This is a genomic window from Shewanella intestini, from assembly GCF_018221465.1.
Lineage (GTDB): Bacteria > Pseudomonadota > Gammaproteobacteria > Enterobacterales > Shewanellaceae > Shewanella > Shewanella intestini.
Map to the genome: position 1 here is coordinate 46,837 of NZ_JAAIKR010000001.1, position 19,808 is coordinate 66,644.

Annotated in this window: 20 protein-coding genes; 11 read left to right on the forward strand and 9 right to left on the reverse strand. The window is 40.9% G+C overall.

Features of this window, described 5'->3' with window-relative positions:
* Nucleotides 1–158 precede the first annotated feature (158 nt).
* Nucleotides 159–740 carry a DUF4136 domain-containing protein gene (locus G3R48_RS00215; protein WP_153661391.1) on the reverse strand — a complete coding sequence of 194 codons (582 nt, stop codon included), beginning with the start codon at nucleotides 738–740 and terminating at the stop codon, nucleotides 159–161.
* A gap of 187 nt (nucleotides 741–927) precedes the next feature.
* Between G3R48_RS00215 and G3R48_RS00220 the strand changes: the two genes are divergently transcribed.
* Nucleotides 928–1,221 (forward strand): DUF1289 domain-containing protein, encoded by a 294-nt coding sequence (locus tag G3R48_RS00220; protein WP_153661389.1) that lies wholly within the window; start codon nucleotides 928–930, stop codon nucleotides 1,219–1,221.
* A gap of 59 nt (nucleotides 1,222–1,280) precedes the next feature.
* On the opposite strand, the gene G3R48_RS00225 is transcribed toward G3R48_RS00220, so the two are convergent.
* The 6 genes from G3R48_RS00225 to G3R48_RS00250 all read right to left on the reverse strand — a co-directional run bounded on the left by G3R48_RS00225 (nucleotide 1,281) and on the right by G3R48_RS00250 (nucleotide 6,954).
* Nucleotides 1,281–2,552, reverse strand: coding sequence for an ATP-binding protein (locus tag G3R48_RS00225; protein WP_153661387.1), 1,272 nt, complete (start codon nucleotides 2,550–2,552; stop codon nucleotides 1,281–1,283).
* An 11-nt stretch (nucleotides 2,553–2,563) separates the two neighbouring features.
* On the reverse strand, nucleotides 2,564–3,277 hold the full coding sequence (locus G3R48_RS00230; RefSeq protein ID WP_153661385.1) for a winged helix-turn-helix domain-containing protein: 714 nt from the start codon (nucleotides 3,275–3,277) through the stop codon (nucleotides 2,564–2,566).
* A complete protein-coding gene (locus G3R48_RS00235) occupies nucleotides 3,277–3,597 on the reverse strand; it encodes a DUF3019 domain-containing protein (protein WP_323741234.1) in 321 nt (106 codons plus the stop codon). The genes G3R48_RS00230 and G3R48_RS00235 overlap by 1 nt, the downstream gene beginning before the upstream one ends.
* 101 nt (nucleotides 3,598–3,698) lie before the next feature.
* Nucleotides 3,699–4,565 (reverse strand): MipA/OmpV family protein, encoded by an 867-nt coding sequence (locus G3R48_RS00240; RefSeq protein ID WP_194823832.1) that lies wholly within the window; start codon nucleotides 4,563–4,565, stop codon nucleotides 3,699–3,701.
* Nucleotides 4,566–4,817: 252 nt separating this feature from the next.
* Nucleotides 4,818–5,393, reverse strand: a complete 576-nt coding sequence (locus G3R48_RS00245; RefSeq protein ID WP_153661381.1) for a TetR/AcrR family transcriptional regulator — start codon at nucleotides 5,391–5,393, stop codon at nucleotides 4,818–4,820.
* Nucleotides 5,394–5,529: 136 nt separating this feature from the next.
* Nucleotides 5,530–6,954: a coniferyl aldehyde dehydrogenase gene (locus tag G3R48_RS00250; protein ID WP_153661379.1), complete on the reverse strand. Its 1,425-nt coding sequence runs from the start codon at nucleotides 6,952–6,954 to the stop codon at nucleotides 5,530–5,532.
* 245 nt (nucleotides 6,955–7,199) lie between these two features.
* On the opposite strand from G3R48_RS00250, the gene G3R48_RS00255 reads away from it, so the two are divergent.
* Entirely contained in the window at nucleotides 7,200–7,631 is a 432-nt protein-coding gene (locus tag G3R48_RS00255; RefSeq protein ID WP_153661377.1) for a universal stress protein, read from the forward strand.
* A gap of 327 nt (nucleotides 7,632–7,958) precedes the next feature.
* Here the strand turns inward: G3R48_RS00255 and G3R48_RS00260 are convergent, their stop codons facing one another.
* Together G3R48_RS00260 and G3R48_RS00265 are read right to left on the reverse strand one after the other, a co-directional pair.
* Nucleotides 7,959–9,581 (reverse strand): PH domain-containing protein, encoded by a 1,623-nt coding sequence (locus G3R48_RS00260; RefSeq protein WP_153661375.1) that lies wholly within the window; start codon nucleotides 9,579–9,581, stop codon nucleotides 7,959–7,961.
* A complete protein-coding gene (locus tag G3R48_RS00265) occupies nucleotides 9,578–10,414 on the reverse strand; it encodes a PH domain-containing protein (RefSeq protein WP_194823831.1) in 837 nt (278 codons plus the stop codon). Before G3R48_RS00265 ends, G3R48_RS00260 begins: the two co-directional genes overlap by 4 nt.
* Nucleotides 10,415–10,750: 336 nt before the next feature.
* Here G3R48_RS00265 and G3R48_RS00270 point away from each other — a divergent pair, with 336 nt between their 5' ends.
* The 9 genes from G3R48_RS00270 (at nucleotide 10,751) to nqrE (ending at nucleotide 19,784) form a co-directional block, all read left to right on the forward strand.
* On the forward strand, nucleotides 10,751–11,329 hold the full coding sequence (locus G3R48_RS00270) for an alpha-ketoglutarate-dependent dioxygenase AlkB family protein (RefSeq protein WP_153661371.1): 579 nt from the start codon (nucleotides 10,751–10,753) through the stop codon (nucleotides 11,327–11,329).
* A gap of 119 nt (nucleotides 11,330–11,448) precedes the next feature.
* The gene (locus G3R48_RS00275; protein ID WP_153661369.1) at nucleotides 11,449–11,748 is read left to right on the forward strand and encodes a BolA family protein; all 300 of its coding nucleotides are present in this window, start codon (nucleotides 11,449–11,451) and stop codon (nucleotides 11,746–11,748) included.
* A 248-nt stretch (nucleotides 11,749–11,996) separates the two neighbouring features.
* Nucleotides 11,997–12,506: an S-ribosylhomocysteine lyase gene (luxS, locus tag G3R48_RS00280; RefSeq protein ID WP_153661367.1), complete on the forward strand. Its 510-nt coding sequence runs from the start codon at nucleotides 11,997–11,999 to the stop codon at nucleotides 12,504–12,506.
* 240 nt (nucleotides 12,507–12,746) lie between these two features.
* Nucleotides 12,747–14,789, forward strand: a complete 2,043-nt coding sequence (locus G3R48_RS00285) for a TonB-dependent receptor (protein ID WP_194823830.1) — start codon at nucleotides 12,747–12,749, stop codon at nucleotides 14,787–14,789.
* Between the two features lie 428 nt (nucleotides 14,790–15,217).
* On the forward strand, nucleotides 15,218–16,552 hold the full coding sequence (locus G3R48_RS00290; RefSeq protein ID WP_153662105.1) for a Na(+)-translocating NADH-quinone reductase subunit A: 1,335 nt from the start codon (nucleotides 15,218–15,220) through the stop codon (nucleotides 16,550–16,552).
* Nucleotides 16,552–17,748: an NADH:ubiquinone reductase (Na(+)-transporting) subunit B gene (locus tag G3R48_RS00295; protein WP_153661363.1), complete on the forward strand. Its 1,197-nt coding sequence runs from the start codon at nucleotides 16,552–16,554 to the stop codon at nucleotides 17,746–17,748. Before G3R48_RS00290 ends, G3R48_RS00295 begins: the two co-directional genes overlap by 1 nt.
* Nucleotides 17,741–18,538, forward strand: coding sequence for a Na(+)-translocating NADH-quinone reductase subunit C (locus G3R48_RS00300; RefSeq protein WP_212593157.1), 798 nt, complete (start codon nucleotides 17,741–17,743; stop codon nucleotides 18,536–18,538). The genes G3R48_RS00295 and G3R48_RS00300 overlap by 8 nt, the downstream gene beginning before the upstream one ends.
* Nucleotides 18,538–19,170, forward strand: a complete 633-nt coding sequence (locus tag G3R48_RS00305; RefSeq protein ID WP_153661359.1) for an NADH:ubiquinone reductase (Na(+)-transporting) subunit D — start codon at nucleotides 18,538–18,540, stop codon at nucleotides 19,168–19,170. Before G3R48_RS00300 ends, G3R48_RS00305 begins: the two co-directional genes overlap by 1 nt.
* A gap of 5 nt (nucleotides 19,171–19,175) precedes the next feature.
* Nucleotides 19,176–19,784 carry an NADH:ubiquinone reductase (Na(+)-transporting) subunit E gene (nqrE, locus tag G3R48_RS00310; RefSeq protein ID WP_153661357.1) on the forward strand — a complete coding sequence of 203 codons (609 nt, stop codon included), beginning with the start codon at nucleotides 19,176–19,178 and terminating at the stop codon, nucleotides 19,782–19,784.
* Nucleotides 19,785–19,808: the final 24 nt, after the last annotated feature.

Below are 19,808 nucleotides of genomic sequence, written 5' to 3' on the forward strand. Positions count from 1 at the left end.
CTTAAAGCCCGCACAAGCGGGCTTTTTGTTATTGATTAGCTCAATGTCTGCGCTATTTTTTATGCTGGTAACTTAAAGGCACAAAGTCAGTTAAGTTATTTTCTATCTGGCATTTTCGCTTGAGCGTTAACCTGTGCTATGCCTTTGTATGATTGATTCTAGTTACTTTGTTTGCTTGGCACATTTTGTGGCGGGAAGGCTGATAAAATATGCTTGACCGTGTTAGTGGTTGCTTCAACCTTGGCTTCTCCGCCTTTGGTTAATTTCAGAGGGGCGGCGCCGCGCCATATTAGCTTGTTGGTTTGACTATCGATAATATCAATTTGTACTTGTTGCTCTGTCACTGTGTCATTACCAATTGGTACACCAACAGAAGTGCCAATGCCAATTGAACCATTGCGCCCGCTGCTGCCAGTGCCAAGGCCAATTGATAAGCCTGAACTTTTTGGCTTTTCAGTGGTTAATAAACGGTAGTTAACGGTGAAGTCACTGCTATTTAGTATGGCTTGATAACCTTGCCCGTTTAACACTTGCTCAATTGCTGCTTTAACTCGTGACGCGGTTAACGGGTCGGCTTGTTGTGTTTTTTCAGTTTGGCTGAGAAATTGATAAGTAGTTAACTTGCTAAAATCATAGTTAATATCGTAATCAATCTTAGGTGCGCTTACACAGCCTGCTAAGGTGAAAAATAAGATAATACCGAGTAGCTGACTCAGAGTTACACGAAGATGGTGTTTCATATTATGTCCCCTTGCTGAGTGAATTTTGCACATTAAGTTTTATGATATCTTTTAAATTAACTATGCTAAGTGTCAAGTTTGCATAAGGTGAAGCTACGTTATTGTCTAAATTGATATGCTTATTGAATGGCTGGCGATATTAATGGTTAACCTCAGTTTATTTACAGTAACGATAGATGAATAAATCATGGAACAGTTAAGTTTTTTCAACCTGCCTAGCCCCTGTGTCGGGATCTGTAAGACAGATGCCCGTGGATATTGTATGGGGTGTTTTAGAAACCGTGATGAACGTTTTCAGTGGATGAATTTAAGCGATCAACAAAAGCAAAATGTGGTGCGACTATGCCTGCAACGTAAACGTCGTCGCCAATACGCACTTTATAAAGCTAAGCAGCAACAGTTATTACAACAACAAGCTCAACAAAACCCGCAATTTGACTTCTCGGATGACACGCTCCAGAAACCCACCGATACTGATTAAAATGGCCTAAGAGCCTAAGAGCCTAAGACCTAAGAGCCTAAAACATGCGCTCAGGCTGATTATTTGTTTAGTGGTAACTGTGGCCATAACAAACTAAATGTTGTTTGTTTAGCATTACTGTTAATGGTAATTCTGCCACGGTGGCGATTCATAATGCGGCTGATGATCGCTAATCCTAGGCCGTGTCCTTTATTTGAGTCATGCTGTAATTTTGAGCGATAAAATGGTTTGAAAATATGTTTTTGATCTTCAAGAGGAATTTCAGGACCATCATTAGTAACCGACAGTTTTATTTGCTCACCCACTGCAGACAACGACACAATGATAATCGATTCAGCATAACGCTGTGCATTAGTGATTAAGTTTTGAATAGCACGCTCTATCAGTGACATTTCACCTTTGACATAGCATTCTTCAATACGGCAATCCCAATTAATTGTAATCGAGTTGTGCAATTGCAGTCGTTTTATCATTTGTTGGCAAATTTTGACTAACTCACAATTCTCCATCTCGGGTTCAACATAGTTAGTTTCGAGGCTGGCATAGGTGAGTAACTCTTGTAGTAGGTTTTCCATTTCAGTAATGTCGCATTCCATTTCTTGTAGGAAATCGTTACGACTTTTGACGCTACTTGAGGGCTGACAATATTGCGGTAATAACGCTAAGGCAAACTTTAGGCGGCCAAGTGGGGTGCGTATTTCGTGGGAAATGGCATTGGTTAAATGTTTTTGATTATCAATTAATGCACCTATGTGACTGGCCATATCGTTAAAAGTGCGCGCTAATGGCGACACTTGAGAGCTCTTAGCTAGCTTGATGCGTGTGTCCCAATGGGCTTCACCGAATGCTTTGGTGGCTTCGCGTAAGTTTTTTAAGTCTCTTGATAACGGCCATACCCAAACTAAGGCAACTAATGCTAATGCTAAATAAAAAAATAATGTAAATAAGCCACGTAATTGAGCGCGGGGGTCTACATCTACCGGTCCGGCAATTAACACATGGTCATCTACGGCGATAAAAAACACATGATGATTATCTTCGGTTTCTGTCGATAGCACTTCATTGGCTTTTAAAACCACCCCATTACTAAGGGTAATGTTGTCTTTTTTATGCAGTGCTAACGGTATGGGATGCTCTGCAGTTATGTTATCGAGGTAGATTTGACGGTCTTTTTCAGGAATTTGAGCTAGCAGTGATGCAAACGCAATAAGTGGTGAGTTAAATTCACCAGTGTCATCGACATTGCGTTGCCATAAACTATCGAGAGTCCAGCCTATACCTAAAAAGCTTAAGCTAAGCAGTAGGTAAAGGCTGATAAATAAACGTTTCAAATGTGTTTTAGTTAGTTATTCCAAGCTTCTGGCGCAAATAAATAACCTTGTCCCCATACTGTTTTGATTCTAAATGGTGTTTCAATACTGTCGCCTAGTTTTTTACGTAAGCGTGAGATACGAACATCTATTTTTCTATCTTTACCGTCAAAGTCAATATTTAATAAATATTGATAGATATATTGACGACTTAAGACTTGTCCAGCTTGAGATGCCAATAGCCATAACAGTTCAAATTCATGACTGGTTAAATCTATTTCAGTATTACCCAAACGAATCGCTTGAGTATGTGGGTCAATATTTAACTTACCAAAACTTAAGCAATGTGATTCAGCTTTTGCAGGTTGTGCTTGGCGACGCAATAAATTGTTAATACGGGCAACAAGCAGTGCTGGGTCAACAGGCTTTACAATGTAGTCGTCAGCGCCTAGTTCAAGCCCTTTGATTTGATCTTCATTTGAACCTAAAGCGCTCATTAATAGTACCGGCCCAGCAAAATAGTCTGGCAATTTTTCACATAAGCTTAAGCCATCAAGCCCAGGTAACATAATATCTAATAAAATAATGTCAGGTTTGTAACTAATTAGGCGAGTTAATACAGTGTCTCCTCGACGCTCAACTTCAACGTGCATATCGTGCGATTTTAAATAGTCCACGATCAAATTTGCCAGTCGAATGTCGTCTTCAACTAATAAGACTCTATGAGTAGATTGCGTTGTAGTCATTAAAAAAAACTCCAAGGATTACGATAACGGCGTCGTACTTTATTATTGGACGCCAAAGTGACCTTAACTTTCACTCCAGATAGAGTGTCGTTGGTGCTTTTGCTCACTAAGACAAATTGAATGTCTTTACCGGATTTAATTTTTAGACTAAGAGACTGGGTATTCAGGTCATCTGAACACCAACGTGGCATGGCTTCATAATCAGAAATAATACAAACCAATTGTTGCTGGTCTAACTTCCAATTAAGTGTTACTTCCATTTCACATTCTTGGCTCTGAGCGTCTGTAAGACACAAATGTGGGGTAGCTGTGAGCTCCACTTGCGAAGAAAGTGTATCAGCTTTAGTTGCCGTAATACCCAAAAAGAGTAAAGAAATGATAACTGGTCGCCAAAAATAGTAATACAATTGATTTAACGTTATCAAAATTTATACGCCATCCCAACAAAATAGGTTGTAGAGTAACCTTTTGATAACAAAGGGCTTGAGGTGATAGCGTCGGCAAACTTGGTGTAACGCAAAGCGACTACAGCGTCCCAGTGAGTATCAATTAAGTAACGAGTGGTGATTTCTGCACTCTGACTCCACCCTGAACTAGCTTGATATGCTTGATGCCAAAATTGGTTTTCACTTTCTCTGACGCCATAATAGTATTGAATAAGTTCTTTACTCTTCCATGTAGTAGAAATACCTGCGTCGAATAACCATTGTGCATAAGCAATAGAGTAATTCCACTTTATATCACCTTGCATACCGTTATGTACATCTAAGATGTCATGTCCAAGCACAAACTTAAAAATACCAATACGGCTGTAATAAAAGGCTTCTACACTGCCAAGTAAGGTAAAGTGGCGGTGCTCTAGTTCATTTAAATTAATGTATGCATCAGCTAGCATGGCATGTTGAGAAGGTTGTTTGCCTACCGGTTGCCTATTGTTGGAAAGCACAAAAAAGTTTGATGGATCCCAGTCATTAAAATAACCACTCTCTGCAGTATACAAAGTAGCTAGATTAATGGTGAATTGTTCACGCTCTATCAAGCTATAACCTAAGTTACCATTATCAAAAAACCAACTGTTACCATAATAAGCGATGGAGGGAGCAACGTAGACGGGAATATTATCGTGATCAACGATGGGGTTGGAACGTGATCCAATGCCGACGGCAATACCAAGATCCCAGCGGTCAACTTCAATACAAGTTTGTGTTTGGGTGCAATCATTATTTGCCATTGCCGTTGTTGGTAAAACAAAGCAGCCTAACAAAAACAATCTGAAAATTTTATCCATATTCATTCAAATAATAATTACAAATCATGCCTAAATTTTAACATCGGCAACCAATTAAGTAACCTAATAAGCGTTTACTGTTACAAAGTGATGCATCAACCTAGATATTTGCTGTTGCCATGAGTCATTGCCACTGGGTTTGTATGCGGGCGTGACAGGTGATGGCTTATTTTTTAGGGTTGGATATTGAAACCATTTGCTGTTTTGCTTTTGGTTGGTATCCATTTGTTGATAATGACGCGTTATTGTCGATTAAGCGGTTGCGATTGCTTGCCAAAACAGTTCGAAGCTCACTTGCCGATATCTAGGATCGTCGCCTTTATGTGGATGGTCGGTGAAAAAACGAATGGCTGCGAGGTATTGGCCGTGGCAATTTTCAAGCATTAGATCAATTGGGTAGTCGTGAATAAGCCCTTGTTGTTGGCCTTGGGTGAGTAGTTGCACAATAAAGCCAAGAGTATCATGCATGGCCACTTTTCGTGTTTGGGCCGGAATGTCGGCCGACATCGAAAAATTAACAAAAAATTGCTGTTGTAGTGGGTGATCCAATGCCCAGTCAATGGCGCGTTGCCACAGGTTTTGTGCGTCTTGTTTTAGATTATCACCGTCAAAATTTTGCTGGTGAATATCGTCAGCAAATTTAGTTTTAATACTAAGAAAAAGCGCTGCAAGAATTTTATCTTTGGTGGGAAAATGATGGAATAACGTGCCGGTTGCCACTTGGGCCTGTTTAGCAATCGATGCGGTAGAGGTGGCATGAAAGCCATTGGCGACAAATAAGCTTAATGCGGCATCTAGCACAGCTTGGCGTTTATCTATTTTACTCATTTTAAAGGTTATCTTTAGCAATAATAAGGTTGTTAACGACAGTGTTTTACCTGAAACATCCCAATTTTTCAGGTCACCAATATTATCAAACAAGCGAATGCTGGCATGAAAATATGAGTGACATGAACATGTGTCTCTAACGCAAGAAGAAGCTCATAAGCGCCCGTTGTATACGGTTACCATAAGGTGGGTGCACCATAACGCCTGAATTAAATTTGCCACTATTAAGCACTGTTTTGCCATGGCTGAAGGTTAAAAACCCTTCTTTGCCATGATAATGCCCCATCCCAGAAGGCCCTATTCCGCCAAAAGGTGCATCGTCTGCGGCAACATGAAAAACCGTTTCATTAATGCATACTCCGCCAGAATGGGTTTGTGCTAACACTTTGTCTTGGATGCTTTTGTTAAAGCTCATTAGGTATAACGCCAATGGTCGGTCATGGTTTTGTATGTAACTAATGGCTTCATCAATATGTTGATAACTGATGATAGGCAATAAAGGGCCAAAAATTTCAGTTTGCATAATGTGCATTTCATCAGTGACGCCGCTAACAAGTTGGGTGGCTAGTTTTCTTGATTTTGGCTTTAACGCTTGTCCATTGGCGGCAGTGATCTTAGCACCTTTTGCGCTTGCATCATCAAGTAACGCTTGGATACGTTGATGCTGCCGGTCATTTATAATGTTGCCGTAGTCTTGATTATGCTCAAAGTCGGGATACATTGACTGGAATTTGCTCTGGTAAGCATGAATAAACGCCTCAACCTTTTCTTCAGGGCATAACACATAATCGGGTGACACGCATATTTGCCCTGCATTTAAACATTTACCAAAAATTAACCGTTCAACAGCCGTGTTGATGTCAATATCGGGGGCAATCACTGCCGGTGATTTACCACCAAGCTCTAATGTCACAGGGGTGAGATTGTCTGCGGCAGCACGCATGACATGTTTACCGACAACGCTGGAGCCAGTAAATAATAAATGATCAAATGGCAAGGCAGAAAATGCCGCAGCAACATCGGCTTCACCTTCTACCACAGCCACTTCTTTTGGTGAAAAAATATCGCTGATTAATGCGGTTATTACTTGGTTTGTCGCTGGGGTAAATTCAGACATTTTTAACATGGCTCTATTGCCTGCGGCAATGGCAGTTAATAAAGGCCCAATGGCTAACATGATAGGAAAGTTCCATGGCACAATGATGCCGATAACCCCAAGTGGCTGATATTGAACTGAAACTTTCGATGGTGACAATAATAATCCTGCGCGGCGTTTGCTGGGTTTCATCCATGATTTTAAGTGTTTCATCGTGTAATTGATGTTGTTAATGCAAGGCATTATATCGGCAATAGTGGTATCGCTGTCGGCGCGGTGACCATAGTCTTGTTTTAGGGCATCAATAAATTGTTGATGCTTTTCAAGTAAGCCTTGTTTGAGCAAGCCGAGCTTGTTTATGCGTTGCTGATAACGTGGAAAAGGTTGATGCACAAACGCCTGTTTTTGAGCCGCTAATATTTTTGGTAAAGCCGCTAACTGTGATGTTTTTGTTGTGATATTCATTACCATTCCCTTTGTTGTTAGCAACAGATTAAGTCCAATTTAAGCTTGATATATCACATTAACGGGAGCCGTTTACGGTCGCAGATGTTAACAAAATGTGAGTAAGTAAATTAAACCGACTGATTAGTCGGTTTAGTGTGTGTTGTTTTTATGAACATGTCAACGAGATTAGAGTTGGATCACTGAGTAATTGCTATGCAATGGTTACACTGATGTTATTAAACAGGGTTTAATAAGGAGAGCTTATGCGCACAAAAATGATTTTATGGCCGACTGATTTTTCTGAAACCGCGTCGCATGCGTTAAAGTATGCCATTGAAATGGCTAATTTATATCAAGTTGGTATTCGTATTCTACATGTAGTTGATCAGCCATTAGGTGATGAAAACTACATGATTCTAGCCATTACCCCTGATGAATTAGCCAATAGTATGGAAAAAAACGCCGCAGATAAAATGCGTGAATTACTTGCCGGGCTTAAAACTGACTTGAGTGTTGAAACAATCACTCGTCGTGGTGATGCAATTGAGGAAATTGTCGCTGAAGCAAACGGTGGTGATATTGGCATGGTGGTGATTGCGAGTCATGGTCGTACAGGTATTGCACATTTCTTATATGATAATGTGGCTGAATCGGTTGCTAATCGGGCGCAATGTCCAGTGTTAGTGGTGAAATAACCGCAAGCTGTTCTTGGTGATAAATTAACAGCGATTATAGTAATAAAGGCACATTAACGTGCCTTTATTTATTTTAGGTATTAGGTTTTTATTGGGATATTGCAATTGAGTCAGCGCTTTAATCCCAGCAATTAACCGTGCTTGCCATATCAATAATGCTTTTAGTTGCTGTTTTTTTATCTATGCAGTTTGGGGACACCAATGTTAGATCTATTTGATAGTCGGTTTATTGGTGCTTTTCAAACTTGTTAGCAGGATCATCAGGGCTAACATGAGCCATTATGTGGAATATAATAATTTAGTTTCTCTCTATATAGGACGACATGGTTAAATCCAATTTTTATGATCTTTATTAGTGTGTTCAAGTACTTGGGTTTTAATGGCATTGGCGGCACTATATGAAATATACGGCAGCGTTAACGTGCCACTTGCAGTGCCTAAATTGATGTACGCTAACTGATTGTGTTTTTGGCCTAACGTTTGGATAAGCTCAACATGCTGCACTTTGTTGTAATGAACGCGTTTCCATTGTTGTCCGAGCACACCGCTATGTAGCCAAATGGCATCATCTTCAAGCCAAAATCCCCAACGACGATAGCGCAAAAACAGTAATCCAATCACGACTATGGTGGCCGACCAAGCAAAAGGTAAAATAGGTGCTGGATTCTCAAGAAATAAGTGTATTAGTGTTAATAAACTTGCGGGGAAAAGTGCAAGTTGTGCCCGCCTGAGAAACCACGCGATATCAATACCAATATATTGTTTAGGCAGTGATAATTGTTGGTCTTTTAGTTCTGGTAAGCAATTAAGTAATGAGGGGATTTCCACAGCCTTAACGCTGGGAATTAACATATGTTGTTTGGTTTGCTGTTCAATCTCTTGGCCTTTTACCTGTTTAAAATACACCGTCCAATAGCCTAATAAGGTCGCTAGAAAAGGTTGTTCAAAGTGAATTATCTGTATTCGATGGGTTTTAAGTGCATCTTGCTGGTGTGATATCACTCCGCCACTTCGTTGTAAGGTGTGTTTTTCAATCCGTAATTGATAAGGGTGATATTTCAGTACCGACGCTAATATCGATATCGCCGAAATAAGCGAGTAAAAAATAAATAATAACCCGAGAAATATTGCTAGTTGTAAACCAATATTGTGCTGGGTATTAAGTTGCAACCAAACTAAAGCCTGTTGTAATGGTGGAAAGGCAATCACTTCCTCCCATTGAACTTGCCCTAAAACGGGGCCTGCGAAAATGGCGAACCAAATAAAGTTGTTTTGATATAAACCAAAAATAATTAACTGCTTTAAACTACGCTTAGTGACTAATTCACCACTATTACTGCTTATTATATTGGCACTCGATGACGCAGAAATAGTTACGTTATCAGCATCCGGTTTTTTAAGTAATTGTGCTTTAAGTACAAGAGCTTGATCGCGCGCCATGGCGGCAAGTTTTGCTTCATCCTTTTTTGATCCTGCGGTTTCAATCACTAATGTCGCTAGTGCTAATGGTTTGTAATAAAAAGGCTGTTCAAAGCGAATGTTTTGGATTTTATTAAAAGGAATTTCGTGCTTTTTGGTGAACAGTAATCCTTGTTTAACTTCTAATTGCTCAGCGTTAAGGCGGTAACGAAATTTACGCCATTGTATAAAAGCAGATAGCAACAATATAAGTGTGAGCAGGGCAAAGACTGCAATTGACCATTGCAAACTAAAGCCTTTTTGCCAGCCGGTGTAAAAAATGGGTATCAACGCAAAACCATTAGATAAGATGACTTTAAGGCTTTGACCAATATTACTTACCATCGACCAAGGCGAGAGCGCTAACCACTCGGGCGAATAAGAGGTTTTTGCTGCGAGAATAGATGCCTTATTTGTCTGCTGATGAGTTGAGGATGGCGTTTCAATATTAACTGTATCATTTGCCTCACAAGTTTTAGGCGACTGATTCATACTGATGGCCCATTGCTGTGATGTGACATGTTAGTTGAACTATCTTGTTCAAACGTGGCTTTATTGAACGTGTTTTCATCTAATGTACAGTCTACGGCAGGGTTGGTTGAGCTGCATTTTACTGGCGTTTGTTTACAGGTTGCATTTAGGAGGGAACTGTTTGGGTGTTGCGTCGTTAATGTTGTTGGCGTGGCTAATTCGCTGCTGGTGCTTTGGGTGATGAATTTAGTGGTATTTTTTGGGGCTTGTGCACTGGCGCAGTGTAAAATATGTTGGCGCAAATGCTCAGCAACCACATTATTTAGCCCAGGTAAGTCGATTTCGGCAGTGCCGCTACCAGCGCTGTAACATTTTAATGTGACTAAATTAAATTTTCGTTGAACAGGATCTTGGGCAATATTGGCATGTTGTAAGCGGGTATAGGGTAGCGCTGTTGTGGTATGCCAGAATAAGCCTTCACGCATAATGAATTCACGCTCAAAAACGCCATATTCATAGCTGCGGGCTTTCGCTATCAACATATTGATGATAACGATCATTAACACAGCTAAAGCTAAGGCAATGATCACCGCAATCGTTATCGGTGTCGTGGTAGCGATAAATAAAATAACTAATGCAAGCAAATATATTACGCTACTGATTGCAGCGCTGAGCGCCAATACAGATTTAGGGTAATTAGTATCAATAGGCGTTAATTTCAGTTCGGAAAAATCAGTCCATTGCTGTTGTGATTGTTGCTCCCCGTGTTGACAGCTGACTTGTGTAAGTGTGTTTGTTGCAGTGATGTTTTCGGTGGCAATAAGGCTGCTTGGTGCTATCCGTTGTACACTCATTAAAACACTCCTTTGTATCGAACCACTTATTGGTATGAGCCAATTGTTCTTTTCATTTAAAGCAGGTTTAGTCCTGCGATGATAGTTCATTGCATGTATTGACTAAGAAGCTAACTTGCTTTGCTACTACTGGTGACTCACGCTTCGCAGCCGCTCATTATTGGCGTAGATTGAAAATAACCGTTTGCTACTATAAGACCATATCGTTGTTTAATTGAAATTACTATAAACAGAAACATTGCCTGACAATTAATGAACTTTGGATTGAACATCTGCATCCGCTAGTGAGTGTTTTACTAGGCAATCACCACGCCGTTATCATTTGGGACGCTTGTTATGATAAATATTGAACCACCAATATCAATTTATAAACGTTTTATGACTCAGCAACAATGTGCGGCGTTAATGGATGAAGTGTCCAGTTACCCGTTAGCGCGAATTGCAGTGCAAGTTTATGGTAAGCGCCATCTTATTCCGCGTACTCAGGTTTGGTTTGGTGAGGCAGGTTGTGATTATAAATACTCAAATACGTTAATTTCACCGCGCATGTGGCCACCGGTATTACGTCAAGTGGCGCAGCAATTTATGGCTTTTGAGCCTAACATTAACGCGGTATTAGTAAATCACTACGCCGATGGTAAAGAATGTATGGGGTGGCACAGTGATAATGAGCCTGAAATTGTTGCATCGTCTGCCATTGTGTCACTGTCAATTGGTGCTTCGCGGGATTTTGTTATTCGCCATAAAGTACATAAACAATCATTTAAGTACCTGCTTTCACAGGGAGATGTACTGGTGATGCCGCCTTTAATGCAACAACAATGGCAACATGCTTTACCCAAGCGTTTAAAAGTGAATAAGGCAAGAGTTAATTTTACCTTTAGGCATATAAAACCGCATTTTTATTTAAAATAAAACTAACTAAAGATAGGTGTTAGTCACACTTTTTTAGCATCAACTACGCAGCTTCGTTTGATATTTCAGATTGAAAGTTTTAATCTGCCCATTCTTAAAACAAAGAATAAGAGTAAGCTATGTCAGTTAAGCAAATAATTACTGATAAATTAAATGAAGCATTTTCACCTCAACGCATTGAAGTGATTAATGAAAGTGACCGTCATCACGTACCACCTAATTCAGAAACGCATTTTAAAGTGGTGATTGTTAGTGACCAATTTGATGGGCAACGCCTTATCGCACGCCATCGAGCTGTTAACGGTGCATTAGCGCAAGAATTAGCTAATGGCGTGCATGCATTATCAATCAATACCTACACACAACAAGAGTGGCAAGGTGTTGACGATGTGCCGCGTTCGCCAAATTGTAAAGGCTAAAGACATTAAAAAACCTCACAAAAGTGAGGTTTTTTGTTTCAAGTCGTATGTCATTTTTGCGCTGAGGTTTTAGCTGTGTTGGTGTTTTCGATACGATATATGCATATTCTGCTAACACAAAAGGTTGGGTAAGATATGCTCTGCAAACACCAATGAACTAGAAATAGTTTCACTGTGGATGATACCAATTAATGGTATGCTCATATGCTAGATAAAACAGGTTTGAAAGAGAATTTTTGGAGGGTTGAATGCCGTTACTTGATAGCTTTACCGTAGATCACACTCGGATGAGTGCGCCGGCAGTCCGTGTGGCTAAACACATGAGTACACCAAAAGGTGATGATATTACTGTGTTTGACTTACGTTTTTGTATTCCTAATAAAGATATTTTGAGTGAACGGGGTATTCATACACTAGAGCATTTGTTTGCCGGCTTTATGCGTGAGCACCTTAATGGCGCTAACGTTGAAATTATTGATATTTCACCGATGGGATGTCGCACTGGCTTTTACATGAGCTTAATTGGTACACCGCCTGAAAACCAAGTTGCTCAAGCCTGGTTGGCGTCAATGGAAGATGTCTTAAATGTAGCAACACAAGAAGCTATTCCCGAGCTAAATGAATACCAATGTGGCACGTTTGAAATGCATTCATTAGTTCAGGCACAGGACATTGCTCGTAGTATTATTGCTGCGGGTATTCACGTGAATCACAACGATGAACTTACGCTTAGTGAAGATGTGCTGAAAACACTTTAAGTCATTAAATGACTGCGTAAAGAACAACAAAGCGGCATTAGCCGCTTTTTTTACGCCTTAAATAAACGAATTTGAGTTTATCGTTAGCTAAAGTCCAGCAACATTAAGGCTAAGCAAACACCGCCATGACTAACGGATAAGTGATGGTTATGTTTGTTGAATTAACAATTTTGCAATAGAATCAACTAATAAAAATAGCAAATAAGCTATTTGCGTTAAGACAATTATATGGAGATTATCATGTCTAGTCGCTCGTTTAGTTTAACCTTTATTGCTTCGTCATTATTGGCATTGCTTCATTGCCCGTCAGTTGTGGCTAATGACACATCAACTATGAGTGCAATTAATCAGGTTAATATTGAGAAAGACCTTGGGGCATATCATTATCGCGATAGCGAGACCGGCGCAGCTCAAGGTGGGGTTGTCGTGTTGCCTGCTGCAAATTATCACCCTAACACTTTGGTTAACCGTGGTGCAGTAAACGGTGTTGCTGTTATGCAAGACCGAATTTTTTATTCTCCAGCCCCCTATTCAGGCAATTTAACGCTCGCACCCAATTTATTCTTTCAAGATCATCTCAGCGTTGAAAAATACACTGAGGTAGGTGTTGGCGGCGAAGGCAGCTTCGGGGTGATTAATTATCAAAGTGCGACTTACAGTCCACAACATAGCTTGACTGAATTAAATCTTGAAGCGGGACAGCAAGGTGAGGTTAATGCCGGTGTGTTAGTCAGTAGTGACTCAAAACCGTATCGGATGCTATTTGGCGTTGATTATCAAATGGCTGCAGACGATGTCGGTTTAAATAAGGGCTTTGATTCAGAGCATAAACAAACAGATATTTTATTTAAAATTTCAGCAGACAGTTTACCTGGTGCTAAAAACCCGCAAACGACTGAGTTTAGTTTTCAATATGAAGATAAAGACACTGACGGCGGGTTACTTGGGCTGACACAAGATGACTTTGAGTTAACCCCGAACAAGCAATATCAAGTATCCCAACATGATAATGAATCAAATAAACGTATTCGATATGCCATTGCACACCAAGTGAGACTTGTGGGGCTGTCGGTGGTTAATACTGACTTTTACTATCAAACCTACTCGCAAAACACCTTGCAAATGCAATTTGTTGATGGCGTTGAAATTGACCCCACTTTATTAGCAATGTTGGCACAGTTTGAAACCTCAGCCGCCTCTGACTTATCGTTAACTGGACTTAGCCAAAATAATGACTTTGATGGTTTTGGTGTGCAGTCAGAAGCCGTGAGTCAATATGGTCCACATCGGGTTAATTACCGAGCTCGCTATCATCATGATAAAGCTGAAATGCGCATTGGCAGTCAAGATTGGATTTATGGCCAAGATTTAAGTCTGACTTCAAATAGTAGCGAACCTGAGTTGGTTGAATACACTGATGATGCAACAGCGCTATTAACTGCCGTTGACGGTGAACTTAATTACGGGCAATGGCAAATACGACTCGGTCTGGCTTATGAGACCGTAGATGTTAGCCGTGAAAATAAAAATACCACGGTTGATATTGCTGATGTTGATTTTACCAATGACGCTTGGTTACCTTCAATTGGTGTTGAATATCATAGTGATAACTGGTCAGCGGCTATGTTAGCTAAAAAAGCGTGGACTGCAGCATCGGCAGGTAACGCTGAGCAAAAAGCGCAACAAGCGATGCAATATGAGGTAAATGCTCAATACCAAAGTGACCGTTTAGCAATGGGGTTAAGTGTGTATTTTCATGACTATGATAACCAACATCTTAGTTGCATGTGGGGCGTAGTGTGTGACTTTACCCAACGCAGTATTGAAGACAATATTGCTAACGTTCAAGTCGTTGGTGGTGATGTTTCGTTTGCTTATACCGCCCAATTTGACCATTTTGAGATGCCAATTAAAGCTAACTACCTTTATGCACAAGCACAATTAGACGATGCTAATTGCAGTGCGAGCGATTGTCAGCTGCCGTGGGTACCAGAACATCAAGCATTCATCAGTAGTGGCGTTAAGGTGGGAAGTTTTGCATTAATGGCGCAGGCTTTATACCAATCACAATTGGGGTATCAGCTCGACAACGGTGAAAATTATTCAATTGAATCACAATGGAAGTTGAATGTTGCGAGCACTTATCAAATTAATCCTCAGCATCAAGTTTACCTGCGGGTAGAGAATGTACTTGATCAAGATTTAATTGCACAAAGTACGCGCCTAGGGGTTATCAGCCAAGGAGAACAAAAAGCCGTGTTAGGTTATGAAGGGTATTTTTAACTCAAACCGTTAACATTTAGTGTTTTAATTTTGTTAGGGCTCTCGCTTAATTTAGTGAGAGCTTTTTTAGTGGGTGCTAATAGGTTGTTTATTGTTCTTTGTGGAATTTTTTCTTTTAAAATTAGTGTTATATTGGGGGCAACATGGAAGAGTGAGTCGATCTTTTTCGATGGATGAACCTAATCGTTACGAAATGAAATGTTAATGGTGAAAACACCTTATTAGTTTGAAAATACATATGATTTTCGTGGCGGTGGTCACTTATTTGGGGTAGAATGCGCGCGACCAGCGTGATTAAGATCGCATTTTTGTGTTAAATCTGCGCTAGCTCAAGAGCGGTTTTGTTGTTAACACATTGTTTGTTAGCGCATTGTTCTTGTTGCGGAACGTGGCGCATTGTCTTTCCTTCAAACGTAGTGCTTGTGGATATGATTACAAATAAGAAAGGATTGGAACTGCCGATTACAGGCAGACCAGAGCAAGTTATCCATAATGGCCCAGCCATTAAACACGTAGCTACTTTGGGTGAAGAGTATATTGGCTTACGTCCTACAATGAAGATAAAAGTGGGCGATAAAGTACAAAAAGGCCAAGTTCTTTTTGAAGATAAAAAGAATCTAGGCGTTAAATATACGGCTTTAGCCAGTGGTACTATTAAAGAAATTAACCGAGGTGCCAAAAGGGTACTTCAATCTGTTGTTATTGAAGTAGAGGGAGATGATGGTCTTTCTTTTACTCAATATGGTGCTGAAACGTTACACTCTCTTGATGCGCAAGTTGTTCGAGATAACCTGATTGAATCAGGTTTATGGACAGCATTACGTACCCGTCCATTTAGTAAAGTCCCTGCAATTGACTCAATACCGGCCGGTATCTTTGTCACAGCAATTGACACTCAACCGCTTGCTGCTGACCCCGCCATTATTATCGCAGAACAAAAAGATGATTTTGCTAATGGTTTGACCGTGCTTTCACGGTTAACCCAAGGCAATGTATTTCTATGTAAAGCTGCAGGAGCCGACATTCCGTCAGGCAATGCACAGGTACAAGAGTTTGCAGGCATTCATCCTGCTGGACTTGTTGGAACGCATATTCATCACTTGTTACCGGCATCTGCTAACCGTACGGTTTGGCATATTGGTTATCAAGATGTCATCGCATTTGGGCAGTTATTTACTCAAGGTGAAATCAATACTAACCGAGTCGTGGCAATCACTGGGCCACAAGCGAAGCAACCTCGCTTAGTGAGAACGCAACTTGGCGCAAGCTTAACTGAACTGACTGATAATGAAATTAAAGACGGCGTTGTTCGTACTATTTCAGGCACAGTGTTAAGTGGTCGACAAGCTGTTGGACCTCATGCTTTCCTCGGTCGTTACCATAATCAAGTGTGTTTACTTGAAGAAGGTACTGAGAAGGAACTCTTTGGTTGGGCGATGCCTGGCGCACAAAAATTCTCAATTAGCCGTGCATTTTTAGGCCATTTAAGTACTTCGCGTCTATTTAACATGACAACAAGTACCGGTGGTTCTGACCGTGCAATGGTGCCTATTGGTAACTATGAAAGAGTAATGCCTCTAGACATTCTTCCGACCATGTTATTACGTGATTTAGTGTCAGGTGATTACGATGGCGCTGTGCAATTAGGCGCATTAGAACTTGATGAAGAAGATTTAGCATTATGTACTTTCGTGTGTCCTGGTAAGTATGACTACGGGTCATATTTACGCGACTGTTTAGATACGATCGAGAGGGAAGGCTAATGAGCTTGAAAGATTTTATCGAACGTATTGAACCGCAATTCGAAAAAGGCGGTAAATACGAAAAGTGGTACGCACTGTATGAAGCTGCAGCCACGGTATTTTACACTCCGGGCAAAGTGAACAAAGGGGCAACCCATGTTCGTGACAACTTGGATTTAAAACGGATGATGATCACCGTTTGGGCATGTACTTTCCCTGCGATGTTCTTTGGTATGTACAACGTTGGCTTGCAAGCGCAAATTGCACTGGCAGCCGGTTTTGGTACTCCTGATGTTTGGCAAGTTGGTTTATTTGAACTGCTCGGTGCGCAGCTAAGTGCTGACACTGGCGTTGCCGGATTGATGTTCTATGGGGCGTGTTTCTTCTTACCCATATATCTGGTGACATTTGCTGTCGGTGGTTTTTGGGAAGTGTTATTTGCCTCTGTACGCGGCCATGAAGTTAACGAAGGTTTCTTTGTTACCTCAGTGCTGTTTGCGCTGACATTGCCTGCAACAATTCCACTGTGGATGGTGGCGTTAGGGATTACATTCGGTGTGGTTGTTGCCAAAGAAATCTTTGGTGGCACAGGCCGAAACTTCCTTAACCCTGCATTAGCTGGTCGAGCATTTTTGTTCTTTGCTTACCCGCTAAGCATGTCAGGTGACACCACTTGGGTGGTTGCAGATGGTTTCTCTGGTGCAACGGCGTTAAGCCAAGCTGCACAAGGCACATTTGATTACCAAACTGCAAGTTGGATGGATGCCTTTATGGGCTTTATTCCAGGTTCTGTTGGTGAAGTGTCTACCTTTGCTATTTTGCTTGGTGGTTTAGTCATTTTGTATACACGTATTGCTTCATGGCGAATCGTCGGTGGTGTACTTGCAGGCATGGTGGCCGTTTCATTCTTGTTAAATGCTATTGGCAGTGACACTAACCCAATGTTTGCGATGCCGTTCCATTGGCACTTAGTGTTAGGTGGCTTTGCATTCGGGATGATGTTTATGGCAACAGACCCAGTGTCTGCTTCCTTTACCAATCAAGCGAAATGGGTTTACGGTTTCTTAATCGGTGCGATGGCGGTGTTCATTCGCGTGGTTAACCCAGCATTCCCAGAAGGTATGATGTTAGCAATTTTATTCGCTAACTTATTTGCACCGCTATTTGACCATTTTGTGGTTCAAGCGAACATTAAGCGGAGGATTGCACGTGGCTAGTAACAAAGAATCTTTCGGTAAAACACTGTTTGTCGTTATCGGCTTATGTTTTATCTGTTCAATGCTCGTGTCTACTGCGGCAGTATTATTAAAGCCAACGCAGCTAGAGAACAAGTTGTTAGATAAACAGAAGTATATTCTAGAAGCCGCAGGGTTAATTGATACCCGTAAAGGCAAAGTGGCTAAAGCTGACATTATTGAGCAATACAATAAACATGTTGAAGCAAAAGTCGTTGACCTTAAAACAGGTGATTGGGTTAATGATGTTGATGGTAATACGTTTGATGTTGAAAAAGCAGCACGTACTTCAGCGACATCGTTTATCCCTGTTAATGACATCGCTTCAGTCAAGCGTGTTGCTAATTATGGCGTTATTTATTTAGTGCGCGATGAAAACCAGCAATTAAAAACCGTCATTATTCCCGTTAAAGGTTATGGCCTTTGGTCAACCATGTTTGCCTTCTTAGCTGTTGAAGCTGACCTTAATACCATTCGCTCTTTAGTGTATTACGACTTTACCGGCTCAGGTGAAACACCGGGTTTAGGTGGTGAAGTTCAAAATCCTCAATGGATTGCGAAATGGACCGGTAAAAAGCTTTATAACGAGCAAGGCGAATTAGCCATTAAAGTCACTAAAATACCGACGATAGCCAATTCACAGTACGGTGTAGATGCATTGTCTGGGGCAACGCTAACGGGTAATGGTGTTCAAAACTCGTTGGAGTTTTGGTTAGGTGAAGAAGGCTTTGCCAAGTTTATTGAGAAAGCACGCAATGGAGGGTTGAGCTAATGTCTGAAGCTAAAGGCGTTAAGCAGGTTCTCACAGGACCAATTATTAATAACAACCCAATTGCCCTGCAAATTTTGGGTGTGTGTAGTGCATTAGCCGTCACCAGTAAAATGGAAACTGCATTGGTAATGACTATTGCGCTGACGGCGGTAACAGCATGTTCTAACTTGTTTATCTCGCTGATTCGTAATCACATTCCTAGCAGTGTTCGTATCATTGTCCAAATGACCATTATTGCGTCATTAGTGATTGTGGTTGATCAAGTGCTGCAAGCGTATGCCTATGATGTTGCTAAGCAGCTATCTGTCTTCGTCGGTCTTATCATTACTAACTGTATTGTAATGGGACGTGCTGAAGCGTATGCGATGAAAACCCCGCCAATGCTTAGTTTTTACGACGGTATTGGTAACGGTTTAGGTTACGGCGCGATTTTATTATCGGTTGGTTTTGTGCGCGAGTTATTTGGTAACGGTTCATTATTTGGTGTTGAAATAATGGCACGTGTTGCAGATGGCGGTTGGTATCAACCAAACGGATTATTACTGCTTCCACCAAGTGCCTTTTTCTTAATTGGTGGATTAATCTGGATGATCCGTGTTTATAAGCCTGAACAAGTAGAAGCAAAAGGGTAAGCGAAATGGAACATTATATTAGTTTATTAATTCGCTCTGTTTTTATCGAAAACATGGCCCTGTCATTCTTCTTAGGTATGTGTACTTTCTTAGCGGTGTCTAAGAAGGTGAAAACGTCTATGGGCTTAGGTGTTGCGGTTATCGTGGTATTAGCGATTTCAGTACCAACTAACCAAATCATTTACCAGAGCTTTTTAGCTCCGGGTGCTTTGGCCTGGGCGGGCATTCCTGAAGCTGACTTGAGTTTCTTGAAGTTTATTACTTTCATTGGTGTGATTGCAGCGTTAGTACAAATATTGGAAATGACTTTAGATAAGTATTTCCCACCTTTGTATAACGCATTGGGTATTTTCTTACCGCTTATCACCGTTAACTGTGCCATTTTTGGTGCGGTGTCGTTCATGGTTGAGCGTGATTACAGCCTAGGTGAAAGTGTGGTCTTTGGTATCGGCTCTGGTATTGGTTGGGCACTTGCATTGGTATTGCTTGCTGGCATACGTGAGAAGATGAAATATTCTGACGTACCAGATGGATTACGTGGCTTGGGTATTACCTTTGTGACTGCCGGTTTAATGGCACTAGGTTTCATGTCGTTCTCAGGTGTGTCTTTATAAGACCGCACCGAGATGCATTAATTT